At 62.5% G+C, this 17,748-nt stretch carries 22 protein-coding genes; 10 read left to right on the top strand and 12 right to left on the bottom strand.

What is annotated here, in order from left to right; all coding sequences use genetic code 11:
* From AC0Z9V_RS17665 to AC0Z9V_RS17650, 4 genes are all read right to left on the bottom strand, one after another.
* A partial coding sequence (locus AC0Z9V_RS17665) for a TrbL/VirB6 family protein (protein ID WP_485142317.1) occupies positions 1-1,508 on the bottom strand: 1,508 nt, incomplete at its 3' end.
* Entirely contained in the window at positions 1,501-2,265 is a 765-nt protein-coding gene (locus AC0Z9V_RS17660) for a DUF8175 domain-containg protein (protein ID WP_485142316.1), read from the bottom strand. The genes AC0Z9V_RS17660 and AC0Z9V_RS17665, both read right to left, overlap by 8 nt.
* Positions 2,266-2,302: 37 nt before the next feature.
* Positions 2,303-2,605, bottom strand: coding sequence for a hypothetical protein (locus tag AC0Z9V_RS17655; RefSeq protein WP_479821383.1), 303 nt, complete (start codon positions 2,603-2,605; stop codon positions 2,303-2,305).
* Positions 2,606-2,609: 4 nt separating this feature from the next.
* Complete coding sequence (locus tag AC0Z9V_RS17650; RefSeq protein ID WP_485142315.1) at positions 2,610-3,245, bottom strand: DUF6668 family protein; 636 nt, start codon at positions 3,243-3,245, stop codon at positions 2,610-2,612.
* Positions 3,246-3,403: 158 nt separating this feature from the next.
* Between AC0Z9V_RS17650 and AC0Z9V_RS17645 the strand changes: the two genes are divergently transcribed.
* The 5 genes from AC0Z9V_RS17645 to AC0Z9V_RS17625 all read left to right on the top strand — a co-directional run bounded on the left by AC0Z9V_RS17645 (position 3,404) and on the right by AC0Z9V_RS17625 (position 7,335).
* Entirely contained in the window at positions 3,404-3,655 is a 252-nt protein-coding gene (locus AC0Z9V_RS17645; protein WP_485142314.1) for a helix-turn-helix domain-containing protein, read from the top strand.
* Positions 3,656-4,446: 791 nt separating this feature from the next.
* Entirely contained in the window at positions 4,447-5,181 is a 735-nt protein-coding gene (locus AC0Z9V_RS17640; RefSeq protein ID WP_485142313.1) for a MinD/ParA family ATP-binding protein, read from the top strand.
* A gap of 77 nt (positions 5,182-5,258) precedes the next feature.
* Positions 5,259-6,386, top strand: a complete 1,128-nt coding sequence (locus AC0Z9V_RS17635; RefSeq protein ID WP_485142312.1) for a transglycosylase SLT domain-containing protein — start codon at positions 5,259-5,261, stop codon at positions 6,384-6,386.
* A complete protein-coding gene (locus AC0Z9V_RS17630; protein ID WP_485142311.1) occupies positions 6,371-7,033 on the top strand; it encodes a hypothetical protein in 663 nt (220 codons plus the stop codon). The genes AC0Z9V_RS17635 and AC0Z9V_RS17630 overlap by 16 nt, the downstream gene beginning before the upstream one ends.
* A 98-nt stretch (positions 7,034-7,131) precedes the next feature.
* Complete coding sequence (locus AC0Z9V_RS17625) at positions 7,132-7,335, top strand: hypothetical protein (RefSeq protein WP_485142310.1); 204 nt, start codon at positions 7,132-7,134, stop codon at positions 7,333-7,335.
* 59 nt (positions 7,336-7,394) lie between these two features.
* Here AC0Z9V_RS17625 and AC0Z9V_RS17620 read toward each other — a convergent pair whose 3' ends face one another.
* Positions 7,395-7,955 carry a hypothetical protein gene (locus tag AC0Z9V_RS17620; protein WP_485142309.1) on the bottom strand — a complete coding sequence of 187 codons (561 nt, stop codon included), beginning with the start codon at positions 7,953-7,955 and terminating at the stop codon, positions 7,395-7,397.
* A gap of 204 nt (positions 7,956-8,159) precedes the next feature.
* On the opposite strand from AC0Z9V_RS17620, the gene AC0Z9V_RS17615 reads away from it, so the two are divergent.
* Both AC0Z9V_RS17615 and AC0Z9V_RS17610 read left to right on the top strand, forming a co-directional pair.
* Positions 8,160-9,359 carry a hypothetical protein gene (locus AC0Z9V_RS17615; RefSeq protein ID WP_485142308.1) on the top strand — a complete coding sequence of 400 codons (1,200 nt, stop codon included), beginning with the start codon at positions 8,160-8,162 and terminating at the stop codon, positions 9,357-9,359.
* A gap of 1,121 nt (positions 9,360-10,480) precedes the next feature.
* Positions 10,481-11,116 (top strand): AAA family ATPase, encoded by a 636-nt coding sequence (locus AC0Z9V_RS17610; RefSeq protein ID WP_485142307.1) that lies wholly within the window; start codon positions 10,481-10,483, stop codon positions 11,114-11,116.
* Here AC0Z9V_RS17610 and AC0Z9V_RS17605 read toward each other — a convergent pair.
* Positions 11,083-11,526: a hypothetical protein gene (locus AC0Z9V_RS17605; RefSeq protein ID WP_485142306.1), complete on the bottom strand. Its 444-nt coding sequence runs from the start codon at positions 11,524-11,526 to the stop codon at positions 11,083-11,085. The genes AC0Z9V_RS17610 and AC0Z9V_RS17605 overlap by 34 nt on opposite strands.
* Before the next feature lie 63 nt (positions 11,527-11,589).
* Here AC0Z9V_RS17605 and AC0Z9V_RS17600 point away from each other — a divergent pair, with 63 nt between their 5' ends.
* The gene (locus AC0Z9V_RS17600) at positions 11,590-11,874 is read left to right on the top strand and encodes a helix-turn-helix domain-containing protein (RefSeq protein ID WP_485142305.1); all 285 of its coding nucleotides are present in this window, start codon (positions 11,590-11,592) and stop codon (positions 11,872-11,874) included.
* A 180-nt stretch (positions 11,875-12,054) separates the two neighbouring features.
* Here AC0Z9V_RS17600 and AC0Z9V_RS17595 read toward each other — a convergent pair whose 3' ends face one another.
* Positions 12,055-12,399 carry a histone-like nucleoid-structuring protein Lsr2 gene (locus AC0Z9V_RS17595; RefSeq protein ID WP_485142304.1) on the bottom strand — a complete coding sequence of 115 codons (345 nt, stop codon included), beginning with the start codon at positions 12,397-12,399 and terminating at the stop codon, positions 12,055-12,057.
* A gap of 112 nt (positions 12,400-12,511) precedes the next feature.
* A complete protein-coding gene (locus tag AC0Z9V_RS17590) occupies positions 12,512-12,706 on the bottom strand; it encodes a hypothetical protein (RefSeq protein WP_485142303.1) in 195 nt (64 codons plus the stop codon).
* 569 nt (positions 12,707-13,275) lie between these two features.
* Here AC0Z9V_RS17590 and AC0Z9V_RS17585 point away from each other — a divergent pair.
* Positions 13,276-13,470, top strand: coding sequence for a hypothetical protein (locus tag AC0Z9V_RS17585; protein WP_485142302.1), 195 nt, complete (start codon positions 13,276-13,278; stop codon positions 13,468-13,470).
* 59 nt (positions 13,471-13,529) lie between these two features.
* Positions 13,530-14,713, top strand: a protein-coding gene (locus tag AC0Z9V_RS17580) for an IS3 family transposase (RefSeq protein ID WP_485142301.1) whose coding sequence is annotated in 2 segments (ribosomal slippage) — positions 13,530-13,794 and positions 13,794-14,713 — 1,185 coding nt in all. Because the reading frame shifts where the segments join, the coding sequence is not laid out codon by codon here.
* Here AC0Z9V_RS17580 and AC0Z9V_RS17575 read toward each other — a convergent pair.
* The 4 genes from AC0Z9V_RS17575 to AC0Z9V_RS17560 form a co-directional block, all read right to left on the bottom strand.
* Entirely contained in the window at positions 14,686-15,186 is a 501-nt protein-coding gene (locus AC0Z9V_RS17575; RefSeq protein ID WP_485142300.1) for a hypothetical protein, read from the bottom strand. The two genes, AC0Z9V_RS17580 and AC0Z9V_RS17575, sit on opposite strands and share 28 nt — an antisense overlap.
* Before the next feature lie 75 nt (positions 15,187-15,261).
* On the bottom strand, positions 15,262-15,909 hold the full coding sequence (locus tag AC0Z9V_RS17570) for a hypothetical protein (RefSeq protein ID WP_485142299.1): 648 nt from the start codon (positions 15,907-15,909) through the stop codon (positions 15,262-15,264).
* A gap of 169 nt (positions 15,910-16,078) precedes the next feature.
* Positions 16,079-17,047, bottom strand: a complete 969-nt coding sequence (locus AC0Z9V_RS17565) for a hypothetical protein (protein WP_485142298.1) — start codon at positions 17,045-17,047, stop codon at positions 16,079-16,081.
* 63 nt (positions 17,048-17,110) lie between these two features.
* Entirely contained in the window at positions 17,111-17,722 is a 612-nt protein-coding gene (locus AC0Z9V_RS17560; protein ID WP_485142297.1) for a recombinase family protein, read from the bottom strand.
* Between the last annotated feature and the right edge of the window lie 26 nt (positions 17,723-17,748).

Genomic DNA, 17,748 nt, shown 5'->3' with positions numbered 1-17,748 from the left:
ACCATCGCTGCAGCTACGGGAGGCGCGGCAGCAGCCGCACCAGCAGCTGCACCGCCACCGGCGGCCGCGCCGGCCCCAGCGCCTGCTGTACTGCCGGCCCCAGCGGTGGTGCTCGTTGCTGATCCGGTCGGCACTGCTTTCGAACCGCCGCCGGTCACGTCTGCACCCTTCGGTGCAGCACCATCGCCGCTGCCGTCCCCGCCACCCTTGGGTGCGGACGATGACTTCTCCGACTTCGCCGCAGGTCCCTGCGGTGGTGCCTGGCTACCGAAGCCCTGTCCTCCACGCGGCGTGCGAGACGCACCCTGCGGTATTGCCGCGCCCAGTGCTGCGAAGCCCATCGCGGCCCCACCACCGCCACCGGAGGACGCCATGGCACCCAGCGCCGGGCTGAGGAAGCCGATGAGGACCGGCAGAGCGACAACAGACGCGAGGATCAGCATGAGGCCAGCGGAGAACTGCAGGAGAGCCTGCCCGGAGAACAGGCCCGAGGTCGTCATCTGGATACCGGTCGCATAGATCAGTGCGGCGGCTGGCTTGTAGAACGCGAAGGCCAGGGTCCACGCGATGATCTTGCTGAACCAGGTCTTACCCGTCTCGGTGTTCATGAACGCCGCTGACAGGGGCAGGACACCCGCGATGAGAAACAGCATCGCTGTCCGGAGGACCATGAGCATGATCTGCACGATGTTCACCAGCACCGCGAGCAGCCCGCCGACGATGATGAGCATCTGATTACCCATCAGGAACGTCGCACTGGAGGTGCCCGTGTCCTCCATGCCCAGAAGCATCTGAACATCAGCCTGGAAATCGTCTCCCACGCCGGCACTGATGATCTGTTCAGCCAGAGCGTCCGTAGCTCCAAGGAGCACGTTGAGGAGAACGACACCGGAGGCTGTCACGATGGCCAGCGTCAGCAGTCCCTTGAGCAGGTCCTGTGCCGGCTCGGCCCGCTGTGACCACACCATACGGACACCGGCGACGATCATGCTGATAGCCGCCAACGCGAGGGTCAAATAGAACGTCTGATCCTGCACGAACCCCACGGCCGGGGCCGAAGAGGCAGCTCGTCGAGGAACGATGAAACCGACGAGGGAAGTCGCTCCACCAACAAGGGCAGCCCCACCGAACACAATCGTGGCCGTGTTCACCAGGCCCGCACCATCACCACGTCGAGCATTCGTCACCAGCGTGATCCCCAGCAGGATAATGGCGATCGTACTGATACCCAACCCGATCCACGTCGCATAACCGAGGATCGTGGCAACCTGATCGTTGAACGCACCCCCAGCGGGAGCATCCGCGGAACCAGTGGCCCCAGTCGTCAGATCACCAGCGTCAATCGTCGTCCACAGCGTTCCCAGCTGAGCGATCGTCGCAACCAGCGCCGCCTGAACAGCATCAGCCAGCGCCTCAATTGCGTTCCCAGCTGCACCAGATACGGCATCTGAAACGCCGTTCTGGAGCTTGCAGCCAGTATCAAACCACTTGCACTCTTCTTCACCCACTATTGGGTCCCCAAGGGATGTAGCCAGAGAGGTTACTGATCTGACCCTCAACCGGGCCACCAGACCCGTCATCTTTCAGCTCGAAGTACCAATCACCGTCCTGCCAGACGATGTTTGCCGACGTAGTTTGGTAGACCTCTCCATCACCGCTGTCCCCAGCAAGAACTACCTCGACAGTCGCTCGATCGGCCGAGTACGACAACAGGCGGAAGCCGGCTACTTCGATGGGAACAGTGGATGTACCACCGGTGCTCAATCGCTGTTCTAAACCCTCGAGTGTTGTTTGTTTCCCTACCCCGTCGAGAACCAAGGCACGCGTCGTTTCTAGGAGCAGTTCAGTGTCTCCGCTGGCTGCCAACATGCCGGTGACAGTCATCAGTGCACCTTCGGGTGTGTGGGAGTAGCAGGAGCGCACCCCGGTCTGTTCGTCCACGATGCCTGGTCCGTGTTCGGCTGACTTGGGTGCTGCAATTCCACCGATGAACTCCCACTCAACATCTTCGGGTGCAGCGGTGAGAGTCGTTCCTCCGGCGGCGTCCAACCCGCACACGGACTCGTCCGATGCTGCCAACGACGCGGACGGGGTGGGTGTAGCCGCCTGCGTCTGAGTCGGTGGTGCAGCCTCGGATTCGTCGTCGTTGCCGGCCCAGATGAAGAGGATGATCCCGACGATGATGAGCAGCAGGACGGCGATCGCTGACATGAGGAAGCGGGGTGCGGCCCACCAGACGTTCTCGGTTTCTTCGGTTTCGGCCATGACTACTCCTGTAGGTAGGGCTGATTCTGCAGGGTGGTCAGGCTGTGCCGCCGCCGGAGATGAAGGTCAGCAGTGAGGCCCCGCCGGAGATGAGGGCGACGGCGAGGACGATCTTGATGATCCCTGAGATCTCCTGCGTGGTTTCGCCGCGGCTGGAGTCGAACGCCATCTTGCCGCCGACAACGAGGAGGCCGAGGACGCAGATGCCCAGGGCGATCCACTTGCCGACACCGACCATCCGGTTCCAGGCGTCCCCGATGCCGGGAGGGGCGAGCGGTCCGCTGTCGGGGAGGGTGTTCGCGTTGATCATGACGTCCTGTGCAAGGAGGAGCAGCTGCATGGGTCTAATTCCTTCCAGAATTAAGGTTGTCGATGACCTCACTGAGACTGGTGAGGACGTTCCTTGGCTCGCGGGCCAGCGACTCAGGGTCGACTGTGCCGTAGAGCCGAAGCTCTTCTATCCACGGCAGCGTCCACGTTTGTGGGACACCGCCGGCGGTGATGCGGGTCAGGTTGTGCAGGGCCTTCGGCAGTTTGCCGGGTGCATCTGCAATCACGACGAGGCCGCGCAGGGTGATGGTCGGGTGGGAGCCTGCCGCCCAGTCGCGGGCGGCGAGTTGGGCGGCTTTCAGCCCTCGATGGTTCTGACGGGCGACGAGGAACACATCGGCAGGAGGCACGGACAGGTTCGTGGATGGGTCGGCGGCCGAGCGGGAAGGCCAGCGGTGGTGGCAGGGTACCCCACCCAGGAGATGGGCCATGGTGTTCTCACCGGCTCCCCCGTGCACACCAAGCCAGAAGACCTCGGGGTTGTCCGTGATGAAGCGGGCCATCCCCTCGCCTGCGGCGAGGCCAAGGATGCCCTGCTGGGGTCCAGTAACACCGCGTAGAACCTCAACGGCGTCACGAATCTCGGTTTCCGTGACCACAGGCGCCTCAACGGTCTCGCGCGTAACGAATCCACCCCACCGGTTGTTCATGTAGCGCTTCCCCCAACTGGCTTCCCATAGACTCGACTACTGATCATAGTAAGGCAACTTAGAGGAGCGAAAGACCAGAATGAGGAACAAGATGCTGATGTGTGGTGGAAGTAAGGTTTCCGTGTATTGTTCCCACTACAGGAACTGGGGCGGTCATTGTGTCTAAAGCTCTTGACCGTCTCTTCGCGGAACTGCCCTCGCGGCTCAGTGTCGATCAGCTCACCGACATTCTTGGACTGTCGGACAAGTCGGTGACGTATCGCTGGCTGCGCGAGGGTCGGGTGCCGGCGATCAGACTGGGCGGCACCTGGATCATCTTTCGGGATGACGTCCGGGAGCACCTCGAGGCGAGCTACAACACGCGCCCCGGTTTCAAGGCAGCAGCGGAGCACAATCCACCAGAAGACTGAGGGGACATATGACGGCGGAAGCACTGACCAGACCGGTATGCACGGCAACCATCAAGGATGACGACACAGTGAGCGTCACCATCGATGGCGTCGACCAAACCTTCGGCTCCATGCCCGAAGCCATCGGCTTCCTCGCCAGCACGGCCGGCGACCTCGGACGCCCCGTCAAAGTCACCGCCCACGACCCGTCATCGACAACGCAGCCGGAAACCTACCTCATCGTCAACGAAGACGGTTCCGTCGACGCAGACACCAGCGTGCCCGTGAAGAAGCGGCCCCCACGCCGAACCACTCCCCGTCCCACCAAGGCAGCAGCTGCAAGCCAGCCCGAAACCCCATCAGAGAATGAAGATGCTGGGGCAGTGCAGCCCACTGCCGTCATTGGTGCCCATTTCGTGCCTGACATCGCAGCAGCGGACGCAGCCGACGCTGCCAGAACTGGACAACGGCCGGCGGTCGAGGCTCCACCTGAGGCGCATTCCGCTCTTCCCATCGAGCAAGAGGTCCCGACCTCCTCCCCCGAGCCTGCACTGGTCTCATCGGCACCGCAGGAACCACAGGTACCGCCGGCCGCGCCCACCGCCGTCCAGATCGAGCCGGGGCACGAGCGAATCAAACTGCGCCCGGAGGTGAAAGCCGAGAAAACTGAGAAAACCGGAGCGCCGGCCCGCGAGGGGTTCCGGGGCTGGCTGAACGCCACGTTCAAGGCGAACCTCGCCGCCTCCCCTGCAGAGCAGGCAACACGAGTGCGTCGGGCACGCATCCAGCGGCCACTAGAAACCCACTGCACCATGGCCGTTGTCCAGCTCAAGGGCGGGGCGACGAAGACCACCGTTGCCTACCACCTGGCCGCGACCTACGGGCGGATCCGCGGAGGGAACATCCTCGCCGGTGAGTTCAACGAGAACCAGGGAACCCTCGGTGAGCGGGCCCTCGCAGGCTCCCACGACCGCACCACACTGGACCTGATCCGCAACCTCGGCACCGTCACCCGGCGCACCAGCGACCTCGTGCGCTACATCCGGCCGCAGGGCGACGACCGCATCCACGTCCTTGCGTCGCCGCCCGAGGGCGCTGACCGGCGCCGCGTCGACGGCACCTCGGTAAAAGCCGCCCACGATGTGCTGCTCTCGCTCTACAACCTGATCCTGCTCGACACCGGCAACTCAGCCCAGGCATCGACCTGGCGGGCGGCCGTCGACGTCGCTGACTCGCTCGTGTTCGTCGCCCAGAACAAGGCCGACGACTTCCGTCTCCTCGAGGCGACCATCGAGGGCGTCAAAGCCCAAGGCCACGCTGACAAGTTCTCCCGCTCGATCCTGGTCATCACCAACACCGCGCAGCCCAACACTGAGCGCCTCGCCCAGCTCAAGGAGTACGGGGAGAGCATCGGCCTCGCGGCCGTCGTCGTCGTGCCGTTCGACCGGTCCCTGCAGGAGGGCCAGAACTTCGACTACGAAGCCCTCAACCCGGCCACACGCCGGGCCTACGAGGAAGCAACAGCCGCTCTCACCGACCAGCTCTAGACGCACCAGCCGATCGGTCTGCAGCCCGGTCTCACATGCAGTTCTCGGTCCAGATTTATTGCAGGGGTTAGGAAGGCATGGCAGGGGGGAAAGCCATCGGGTGCGGCATCGCCGCCCTCACCGTCGTACCCATCGGCGCGGTCGTAGCCATGACCATGCTCGTCGCCGGCATCGCCGAAGACGAGGAAGCCGCCCAGCTCCAACGAGCATCCTGCACGGTCTCCGAGAACACTTCCGGGGACGCGGGTGCGAAACCCGGTGCCCTGCGGGCCGTTCCGAACGGTTGGGGGCCCCTGGTTGAGGCGGCGGCGAAAGAGGCGGGCGTTCCTGCCAGCGTCGTCGCCGCTCAGCTGAACCAGGAGTCCGGGTGGAACGAGAACGCCACCAGCCCCGTCGGAGCCCAGGGCATCGCCCAGTTCATGCCCGCGACGTGGGCTGCCTACGGCAACGGCGGTGACCCGTTCTCCGCGAAGGACGCCATTCCCGCCTACGGGCGGTACATGGCCGCACTGAAGGAGGAAGTGCAGTCAATCGCAGGCGGGGATGCGAACCTGCTCGTGCAGCTCACCCTCGCTGCGTACAACGCCGGCCCGGGAGCCGTGCAGCAGTACAAGGGCATTCCCCCGTACCAGGAGACCGAGAAGTACGTCAGTGCCATCCTGGACTCTGCTCAGAGCGGGTTCTCCATGGACTGCAAGGCACCAACCGGTGGCAAGCCGTGGGACGGCGACCTTGGAGACGGCGAGTGGACCACTCCCCTGCCCGGAGGCGTCTTCACCTCCGGCTACGGGAAGCGCAACGTCATCGGCCTGCCCGCTTGGGCGCAGGATCACGTCGGCGTGGATATTTCCTCACCCGGCGCCGGCTACGGCAACGGTGGCCCCGTCGTTGCACCCACAGACCTCCGCATCACCGGGTTCAACGACAAAGACGGGTGCGTGATTGCCAAGGAGGACGGCGACGACCCTGACTTTGGGTTCGCGTTCTGCCACCTCAACGCCTACTCGGTGGAGGTGGGCGACAAGCTCAAGCGCGGCGACATCGTGGGCACCGAGGGCAACAAGGCCGGACTCGGCAGTGTTCCTACACATCTACATTTCGAGATTTATACACCCGAAGCCCCCGACGTCACCTACCCGTACGAAGGCTTCAACATCGACCCCGAACCGATCCTCAAAGAGAAAGGCGCGTGGCCAGCATCATGACCCCGACACCCACGCACCACCGACCCACACACCGGCACCTACCCCGCCGCGCGGCGGCCGTGCTGTGCCTGGTCCTGCCTCTCACGCTTTCAGCCGTCGCCTGCACCAACAACGAGGGCCAAGCAGGGTCGACGCTCGAGCCGACGCCCACGACCATCTACGAGGGCTCCTACACGACGGCGGCCGCCGAGGACATGATCGGCAACGGCACCTTTCCCATGCCGGCTGACGCCGACCGGACCAACGTTGAGTCCACAGCCGAGGTTGCCGCCCTCATGCTGCACTCGTGGGACACCACAACTGACACGACGCAGACAGCAGCTGCCATCCGTGCGATCCCGCTGATGAGCAACGAATGGGCGACCAACCAGGTCGAACCCGAACGCAACGGCGCACAAGGCGAATGGCTTGAACCGGCTAAGCACCAGGCCTACAGCGCACCCTCGATCGTCCCAGCCCCCGGCGACGTCTCCCAGGACGTAGCCGACGACAAAGCCATCCGGGCCTACGACGTCAGCTGGCGATGGATCAGCCGTAACGGAACCGACCTCACAACCACGGGCCGGCAGATCGCCACGATTTACCTCGAAAAGCATGACGGCCGCTGGGACGTCGTAGGCCACCAGTTCCAGGACATGGGCTTATGAGAAGGGAAACAACTGTGTGCGACACGCCGCAGCCTTCCCACTTAACGCAATCTGATTCAGGTTTGATCTGTCTTACAGGTTCAACTGGAAGAGGGATCATGGCACAGCGCAGCAAAGGTGAACGCCACGTCATCACCGCCCGACTGCCGATGAGCGACGCCCAAAAGCTCGCCGCAGTCGTCGCAGCGACGGACGAGAACAGGAGCGACCTGGTCGCCCGTCTCGTTCACAGCTACCTCGAAACCATTGACCTCGACGCAATCAGTGGCCAGGAGGAACTTCAGTTCAGTAAAGCTTCATAAAAAAGAAGGCCCGCCGTAGCGGGCCTTCTCATATCCAAGAATCCAAGCTTCCCACCGTCTTATCCGCCAAGACTGCCGGTGAGTAGCTCAACCGAGTGCGTCCTTTTCAGGTCGTACCCTCTGCCGAAAGTGTACACCGAGTGCTTGAAGCACCTCCAGCTACTTATGCCGCGCCACGCCGTGATGAATCGCACGCCGATGCCGGGTGGGCCCTTGCAACTTTGATCGCGGGTCAGCCGTACTACCGCCTCGGACGGTGGAAGGACGGCCGGTTCCAGTACCCGCGGCCCACTACTCCTCTGCTGATCACCAGGACGCCCCCTGCACGACCCGCGGCGGTCATGCTGCACGACGTCGACGGCTCTGTCCGGACACTCGTCCTTGACCTCGACACCTCCAAGGCCCGCAAAGCCGTCGTCGACGACGACGCCCGACGCCTCGCAGGCATCCTCAGTACCGCCGGCCTCGCCTTTGTTGAGGACACCTCCCCTAGCGGCGGCCGCCACCTGTACGTCCCACTGCAGGAACCCCTCACCGCGGCCGAGGCACGGCAGCTCGTGGAGGCCCTCGGGCGTCACGCAGCGAGCCTTGATCCGAGCCCTCACCAGAACGTCGTCCACGGTTGCATCCGTGTTCCGGGATCTGCGCATAAGTCGGGTGGCCACCAACGCTTGGTCACGCCGCTGACGGATGCTTACGGCATCCTTACCCGCCGTAACTCCGCCAGTGCGGTAGCCGCGCTGCGTAAGGCCTTGGCACCGGAGCTGTACCGCCTCGAGCAGAAGCGCCGAGCAGATATACGCGCAGCGACCGCGACTGCAGCTGTGCAAGCCGTCGCCAACCGTGGCGCAGCACCTGCGGCCGGGAGTGAGCGCCCGCTGCGCGTTGTAGCCCGCACAGGGCTCTACGACACCAGCCGCTACGCCAGCGATTCAGAGGTCCGCATGGCGGTCCTGAACCACTTCGCCGCCTGCCACTGGACCCTCGACCAGGTACGCGCTGGCATGGCCGACCAGTTCACCGGCCTCGCCGCTCTCTATGGCACCAAGATCGACCGGCTCCTGTCCGTCGAATGGGCTAAAGCCCAAGCCTTCACCGCCACCACAACCCCAGCGAAAGACCCCTCCCAGCGAGCAGGGAAGAAGACTGCGCACAAATACGACACAAGCCCTACTTCCATCACGGGGGGCAGTCCCAAAGCCACCACGCATCAGAGTTCCCAGCTCAGCCAGCTCTCGCTTCATCAGCTCGTGAACGACCTCGAGAACGTCCTCTATGCGTTGCTCGACTACCGGTTCATGGAACGGGGCAGGGAAGGCATAGGTCTCCGATTCCTCATTCGTGCCGTGCTGGCGTACATGCGGACCATGGAAACGAACATCCTCGACGTCGGATGCCGCACCTTCGCCCTTGCCCTCGGTAAGAACCACGACACCATCGCGCGCCTCCTCCCCGTCCTGGAGCACGCATCAGCAGGTATCCTCACCCGCATCGACCGCGGACGCGGCCGCAACGCCGACACCTACGCCGTACAACTCCCCCAGCACTTCGAACAGCTCGCCCGCGACCTCACCTGGCGCAAAGGCAAGATCCACGCCATCCGGCCCGTTTTCCGGGTCCTCGGAGACGTCTCAGCCCTCGCTTTCGAGGCCATCGAACGTGGTCGCCACTCCCCCACCACCGCAGACCTCACCCGCACCACCGGCATCTCACGCCGGGCTCTCACCGACCATCTCACTCGCATGGAGTCCCTGCAGATGATCCGCCGGCACCACGGACGCTGGGAACTTGTAGCCACCACCAACCTCGCCCAGCTCGCGGACCGCCTCGGAGCCACCGAAGACCGCGAAGCCCAGCTCACCCGCTACCGCAAGGAACGCGCCGCCTGGCACGCATGGCTCGACCGGCACATGGTCCCCCAGCTCGAAGAGCACGATCTGTACGACGCGAAGGTGGATGAGTACTGGCAACCGCCCATCGAGGACGAGTACGAGCATCAACGCTTTTTCTGGACCGCCGCCTGAACGGCCACAGGACCTTGACTCTCGCCATGGATTTATTGGCGTGGGGAACTTGGGTCCGCTGTGCCGACCCGTACGGATCGCCTCCTCACGGGCCGGCGCAGTGCCGTCATCGACGTGCGGGTTCGGCCCGTGGAGATTGCAATCGTTGTGGGGATCACGCTCGCTCTGTGCGCTGGGGTGATCCTAGGTCCCCATACCAAGGCCCGTAAGGACAACAAGAGCAAGAGCCACTGATCTGGGGTTTGTTCCTTGTCGGCCTCCTGCCCACAGGGGCACGGCACAAGCTCCCCCACGCTCCGCTGCTTGTCCCGCACCCAGGATGGACAGCAGGAACCACTCCCCCACCTGCACACAACCACCACCACACCTACACGAGAAAGCTCACCTTTGGGCAAGTGGTGGTCGTGTACAGCCTCCCAGCGCTCAGGTACCGAAACGATTCTTCACCGGGATCTCCCGCCGCCGGCACTGATCCGGCCGCACCCACGCCTCACGAGCCCGGGAGAACTCAACTCACTGTGCGTACACCGCATCCGGGGTCAATGCCATCGCGAAGCCCCTCACCGTCTGCTTTCGTCCGTTTAGGTGTCTCAGCTGAACCCACAGGGCTGGCATAACGAGGGCACGGTAGTACTACCAAACCACTACTAGACTACTATCGTAGTAGTAGCGGTTTTGCGAGTAGCCTTTGGCTAGCCTCGTGGTGGTACGTCAGTATCAGCACCACCGTAGTGCTACCAGATTAGTAGTAAAGCACTACCATTTTGCTACCACGGTGGCAGGAGTGTGGTGAGCAGCCTCCGGCGAGCCTCATGTTGTTACGTCAGCGCTGACGCTACTGTAGTACTACCAGACCACTACTAAAGCGTTGTTGTAGTAGTAGCAGGATTGCCAGTAGTCTTCGGCGAGCTTGGTGGTGGTGTGTCAGTATCGGCACTACTGTAGTGCTACCAGAGCAGTAGTAGAGCACTACCATTTTGCTACCACGGTGGCAGGAGTGTGGTGAGTAGCCTCTGGCGAGCCTCGTGCTGTCACCTCACCAGTCGCGCTACTGTAGTACTACCAGACAAGTAGTAAAGCACTACCAAAATGCTACAGCCAGCTATTAGGGAGTACCCGACATGATCCTCTTGATCGCGCATCACAAGGGCGGTGTCGGCAAGAGCACTATCGCCGTAAACCTTGCCGTTGAGTTTCAAAGACGCAACATGGACCCATTCATTCTCGAGGCTGACCCAACGGTCCACACATCGACCAACTGGGCCAGGGATCGGGAAGAGGCTGGGGGAGTGCCGGTGCAGACACTGCAGAAGACGGGCAACCTACGGCAGACTCTCACGGACCTGGGGGAGAGGTACGGGGTCGTGATTGTCGATGCGCCGGGAAAGGACTCACGCGAGATGCGCACTGCCATGACGACGGCTGACATGTTGCTTGCTCCGATCGAGCCGACGCAACCGGCACTAGATGTAACGGAGCAGTTGGCAAAGGTGATTGAGGAGGCCCGAGATCTTAACCCGGAGCTCAAGGTCCTGGCGGTGTTGAATCGAGTTCCAACGAACACCTTTTCGAAGGCAGCCGATCAGGCAAAGGAGTACTTGGCAGAGTTCCCGGAGATTCGTCTGGCATCGGCTCGCCTGCATGAGCGCAACGCATATAAGGAGGCGCTGGCTGAGGGTCTGGGTGTGGTCGAGATGCGGGATAGCAAAGCGAAGAACGAGATTCAACGACTGGCAGAGGAGATTTTGACGTGGTGAAGGTGAGGCAGCGTAGTACCCCGCAGCAGGAGCGAGCCGCGGAGGAGTTCGCGGCGAGGGCAGAGCAGCCCGATCAGCCCGAACGAGAGGCCAGTCCTGCGCGGCAGCCGGCGGCCGGGCAGGATTTGCCGGCGTGGAAACGTCGGAATAAGGAACCGAAGACGAGTGGGGCCAATATTCGCGTTAGTAAGTCCCAGCTTGAGCTCCTGCGGCGGGCGGCTGAGGCCGAGGAAATCTCGCAGCAGAAGTTGATCGAGAACATCCTTTGGCCAGTTTTGGAAGAGCGGTACGGAGACAAGTAGGGGAGTTATGAGCAGCTCGTAGTCCTTTGAGGACGGCAGGAAAGAGGGCTGGTGGACGTTCAATACAAAAACAAAGCAGAGCGGCACGGTTCCGCTGGGCTTCACCACGCCGGAAAAGTGTTTAGGGCATCAATGAGTGCCGTAGTGTGTGGCGCCTGAAAGGGTGGGTATATGACAGACCACGCCCCTGATGGGCAGCCCCGGCCGCTGCGGTTCCTTACCCTGGCGCAGGTAGCTGAGGAGCTGAACACCAGGCAGAGCACCATTCGAGCACTCATTGGCTCGGGGGAGTTGCCAGCAATTCAGATTGGCGGGCGGGGGCAATGGCGTATTGAACGCTCTAAGCTCGAGGACTACATCTCCGCCGCTTACGCCAGGGCCCAATCTGACATCGCACATGGCGACATCGGATCCATCACCGAGACCGGCGCTGAAGTTGGCACTGGGGCAGAGTGACCTGGGCAGGTTCTGGACCGTGCTGGGACTTGTGGTCGCTATGGCCGCCGGCGTTGCGGCGGCCGTGATTCAGGCTAATGGGGGAGTGCGGGATCCAGCACGTCTCGCGTGTGACCTGGCCACTCGCGCCGGAGACCGCGACTAACAGGGCAGGCCCGTAGCAGGCCTCATGGGTGGGGTTTAGTGGGCTTCGTTGTAGGCGTCGATGATCGACTGGGTGATCCTGCCGCGTGAGCTGGGGTTGTATCCGTTGTCCTGGGCCCACTGGCGGATCTGTTGGGTGTCCTCACGCTTGGCCCGGCTCGTCGACGTAGAGGAAGCCTGCTGCCCGCCCTGGCCCTTCCGGCCGGTCCTGGCTTTCCGGCCCCTACCGACGTATTCAGCAAGCGCCGTGCGCAGCGCCTCGGCATTGTCGGTGGTGAGGTCAATTTCGTAGTCGGTGCCATCGAGCCCGAACCGGACGGTTTCCTGGGCTTCCTCACCATTGAGGTCATCAACCAACTGCACCTGTACGCGCTGCGCCATTTTCTTCATACTCCTGAGTTATTCAGACCGAATCGATGAACCCCCAGGGAAGAACTGTACCGCGCACTCCAGTCGTACGCATTCTGCTAAGGAGCGGATAGCAATCCCGGTCCTATTTCCGGTCATTGTCGTTGCCGTTGTTGTCGTTGTCGGGGGCTGGGGTGACGGAATTGAACCATACCCAGCCTTCCCGCTGGATCATGATGAGGGGTTCGAAGAACCGAATCTTCACCGCCGTCCTCGTGTACGCGACCGCGTGGGCCTGGATGCGGAGTGCGTGGGAGGGGTAGCGGATCAACGCGTACACCCGGCGCGGTTCCGGGGAAGTCCGTGGGCCGGCAGTTCTCGACGTCGAGCTCGCCCGCAGTGAGCATGATCAGCTCCTCGCGCATGACGAACTCGTCAATCCGCTCGTCCGTTGGCCGCCCATACGTGGCCGCGTACCGCTTTGTTCTGGCCCACCCTGAGAACGGTACGAGGCAGCGCCAACAATGAGACCCTGATGGCTTCTCCTGCTCTAGTCCCATCCCGCACCCGTGGAGGCTGTGCACGGCCACCGCTTGCTTGAGGTGAGTTTTCCAGTGTCGGTGACGCAGGTGGTTGTGTGCAGGCGGGCCCTTGGTTCCTGCTGTCCAGGTGTGTGCGGGACAAGCAGCGGAGCGTGGGGGAGCTTGTGCCGTGCACGGGTGGGCAGGAGGCTACGGCGCGGACCAGTAGTGGGTCTATCCTGCGTGTAGGAGCACCGGACGTCAGGGCATAAATAAGATCCCGGAGGGCTACCTGGTTGGGGGAACAGGTAGGCGTCCGGGATCTCACCATAGTTGTATCCCGGGTGAACGCTTTCCAAACAATCAGCTTTCCTGAGGAGACGCCGCGATGAGGAAACCGCCCTACGCTGGCCCGGACGACACGAACCAGTTCGACGGCCTCACGCCCGACGAGGCCTTGCGAGCTTTCACGTCCTACCGCCTGCTAGGGGACTGTTTCGAGGAATCCAGTAACGATGACCTAGTTGGCCGCGGGTGGCTCATCGAGGACTGGAGGGCCCTGCTGAAGGACTGGGCGGCCTAGGGATTTCGGACAGTGGGCCCTCTTAAACTGAGGGTGCTACTGAAAGAGAGATCCGCAGGATGAGTGCTTCACGACGACGCTTCACCCAGGAGTTCAAGGACGAGTTGTGTCAGGAGGTGATCAGCACCTCCAAGCCCATCAAGGACGTCGCGACCGCATACGGTGTCGGCCCCGAGACGCTGCGGAACTGGCTGACCAAGTACCGCCAGTCCCACGGCGGTACCGAGGCCGAGCTGACGGTCCCGGAACGGGCCCGGCTGAAGGAACTCGAGCGCGAGAACCAGGAGTTGCGGGCTGAGACGGCGTTCCTGAAAAAAGCCAGTGCTTACTTCGCCAGGGAGCAGCGGTAGTGAGCAAGTACGAATACATCGATTCCCAGAAGAACGACCCGGCAGAGTCGAACCCGGTGGCGTCGATGTGCCGGTGGCTGGGAGTCTCCACCTCCGGCTACTACCACTGGCTGACGCGCCCGCAGTCAGCGACCGCGGCCCGCCGCGCAGTCCTGGCGACCCGGATCAGGTCCTTCTTCGAGGCATCCGACGGCACTTACGGGTACCGGCGGATCCACGCGGACCTCGCCGCGGAGTCGGTCGAGTGCTCACCGGAGCTGGTGCGTCAGATCATGCGCCAGGAAGCCCTGGTACCGTGCCAGCCGCGGCCGTTCCGCATCACCACACACGCCGACGCCGAAGCGGCCGCTTCCACGCCGGACCTGGTCAGGCGGGACTTCAGCGCGGACCGGCCCGGAGTAAAGTTCGTCGGAGACATCACCTACCTCCACACGTGGGAGGGGTTCGTGTATCTGGCCACGGTCATCGACTGCTACTCCAAGAAGGTCGTCGGCTGGTCCGTCGCTGACCGTATGCGCTCCGAGCTGGTCGAGACCGCGCTGAAGAACGCTGCGGCGACGACCGTGATCGCCCCGGACGCGATCTGGCACTCAGACCGCGGCTCGGTCTACACCTCGGCCAGTTTCAGGGCCCTGGTCGCTGGCCTGGGCATGCGCTCATCGATGGGCCGCACCGGCGTCTGCTGGGACAACGCGATGGCGGAATCGTTCTTCTCGGCGCTCAAGAACGAACGCGTCTACCGGACCGTGTACGCCACCAAAGCGCAGGCACGACGCGATGTCATCGCCTACATCGAAGGCTTCTACAACAGCCGCCGCCGGCATTCCGGACTCGGCTACCGGTACCCAAACGAGGTCCACTACAGTTACCAGCAGCCGGCCCTGGCAGCGTAGAGACAACCACCAACTCCGCTGTCCGAAATCACCGCAGCAGCCCAATCTGCGATCTCCATGACTGGGTAGCCGGCGGCCGTCGGACCGTTGAGTCGCCAGGTGCGCGGCGACTTCCATCCGATCACGAGTCGGTTCTGCAGGTCCGCCATGTGCTCGGACACGACCAGGTTGAAGACGCGCAGTAGTCCGTCATTCGACGTTTCACCGCGGTTCTCTACCACCGACCAAAGTCGGGCGCGATCGCCGCCCTCGCGCACAAAGACGACCCAGATTGGCGGCGGAGTAACGGGGAAGACCCTCGGGTTCGCGGATTGCTGGCTCGTGTAGTCCAAAATCTCGTCGTCCGTGGAGTCGGCATGGATGCCCTTAAGGCCAGTGTCCTCGTGCTCGCGCACGTAGGCGTGGCGAATGACCTGGGCTTCACCAGAGTCGATTCCGGCGCTTCGCAGGATTGAGTCGAGCGTCAGTGTCATCTATGGATCACCCCTTTCCGTTCTCATGCACGGGTGGTGGTGTCGGCGTCGATTTAGGCATTGATGTTGTGATTCCTAGCCAGCAGACGGGTACTCCCAGACCCAACCGCTTCCACTGTCGGGAGAGTAAGAGATGGTTCCGGTTGGGGTGGTTACGTCGAGGATGACCTGCCCGTTCAGCTTCTCTCCTTTGCCGATGTAGTCCGGAAGCAGTAGTGCTTCGTTGGCCAGGCAGGTCTTGTTGATATTGGAGTCAACGGTGTTCATTCGCGTCCCGTTGTCTGCGTAGCCCTTCCAGTAGTAGGGGCTGAAGCTGATTTGGCCGGGAACCCCATTGACGCTAATTGGTCCTTCGAAGTCTGCGGTGGTCTCGATCTCGAGGGTGACCGCCATGGGAATGCCGTTGGCTTCCCCTGGATACGGGTTGTCGCAGACTGCCGGAGTGATGGAGGTGACCTTGAAGTTGATCGTGTTGGGTCCACCCTCGACAGCTTTCCATCCGCCGTTCTCACCAATTGTTTTCAGGATGTCCCCGCGCTCGTTCCTGTTGGGTGTTGGGGCGGCAGAGGCGCTTTCCGCGGGTTCCGCGCTGGGGGAAGCTGGTGCAACAGACACAGTAGGTGCCGGTGTCGCATCTTCGGAGGATGCCGCGGTCTCTGCCGAGCTGCATCCCGTGAGCAGCAGCGCTGCAACGGTAAGGGTGGGGAAAAGCGCGTTCTTCACAGTTGTCCTAAGGAAATGGGTGAGGGGCGTCCTGCCGCTGGTTTGGGCGCGGTCGGAGGCAGTGTGTAACAAAAGTTCAGGAGGCGTCGCAGCTCCCATGAGAGAGCAACAGGCGCCCCATCACCTGTTGTTGTTGCGAGGATATCGGTAACGGTGCCTGACGTTGGGCTTACCCTCCGAGGTACTCACCAGTGTCGGGGTCGACAGTGCCGGCTTCGATGCCTTCACACTGGGACCTGCCCCCATCAGTGGTGGGCTCATAACGAAGGCAGAAGGCCTCGTAATACGGCATGCCGTTGTTGAGAGCTGCCAGTGCTTCCTCATAGGTGAACTTCTGGGCCGATCTCGTGTCAGAAGTAGCGTCCTCTGTTGGGGCCACTTTGCTGGGGGGAATCGTGGGTTGGGCAGGCGGAGTCGTTGGGGTGGCGGTTGGGGCCGGGGAGGCCTTAGCTGATGGCATGGTCCCGCCTGGTGTCATGGGTACTTCTTCGCTCAGCCCATCGGGCTGGATGGTGATGCCAGTGATCCGCTCAGGCAGTTTGGTTGTCGTGGAAGCAAGCCAACCGGTGGAGACTTCGAGCTTCGAAGCGTTCGTGCCATTCAGGTACTGGTTATGAAGGTCGACGGACTTTCTACTGAGGTCGTCCCCGATGCTTTCGTCTAGGACTGTGCCATCGGCCAGGGTGTACCCGTACTGACCTTCGACGCCGCCGAGGGCATCGGTGTAGTTCGGTCCCCAGTCAGCTATGTGGAACACGGAGAGGTCCTGGAACTCGTAGGCGGTTCCGTCTTCGTCGTAGACGGTGACCAGGTAGACGTCCGTGTCTTCTGTGCCCTGCCTATTGTCGATGCCGACTTTTGCATAACTGACCGGGGCAGTCTTCAGGTCGGTCCGTAGCTGTTCAACTTCGGGTGGTCCCGCCGCGGGGAGTTCAACGGTGAGCACTGCTCCATAGGAAGTTGTCGCCGTGAAGGCTTGGCCAAGCTCATAGGTCGCGGGGGTGTTTTCTGCTGCGGCAGACGTCGAGGAATTTGCCCCCGTGGTCGGTGCGGTGTCCGCTTCCGAGTCCGAGGAACACCCCATGAGCGACAGGGTGGTGACTAGGGCAAGCGTGGTGAGAGTGGTGATGCGGTGCATGAAGGCTTCCTCGTCAGGACGGGCTGAAACATTCAGGCTACGTCGACGGATGAGTTGTTCCGTTCAACCGGATTGATGGGTCGTAACCCATTGTCGTGCATCAAGGTTAGCGATTCGCCGATAGAGGGTTGCCCTGGACATGCCGAGGTCACGCGCGACGTGGGATGCGGGTTGGCCCTGTTCGATGAGGCGGCGGGCATTGGCAATCTGGCTGTCCGAGAAGATTGGCCGTCGGCCGCCGAGGTCCATGCCGGCAGCGCGTCGTTTGGTGTTGGAATCGTTGACGCGTTCGCGTTTGATCTCGAGTTCCATCTGAGCCAAGGCTGCCATGACGGTGAAGACCATTGACCCCATCGGTGTTCCGGTATCGACGTTGCCACCCCCAAGGTTCAGGACCCGCAAGTTCACCTTCTGGGCCCGGAGCTCATCGGCGAGGCTGAGCATGTTCGATGTCGAGCGGCCGAGCCGGTCCAGGGTGGTAACAATCAGTGTGTCTCCCTCCTGCAGGGCCTCGAGCGCTTTGTCGAACTGCGGTCGTCGCGCATGGGCACCACTGACCCCGTGATCGACATATAAATCATCGCGACGGACGCCTGCAGCGAGTAAGTCGATGACCTGCCGATCGGAGTCTTGGACGCGCGTGGACACCCTCGCGTAGCCAATGAGCTTGTACATGCCACTCCTGTGCGTTGTTACAGCGA

The sequence above is a fragment of the Arthrobacter sp. UYP4 genome (assembly GCF_057291175.1).
The sequence above is the reverse complement of the archived record's forward strand: the minus strand, read 5'-3'. Positions and strand labels throughout refer to the sequence as shown.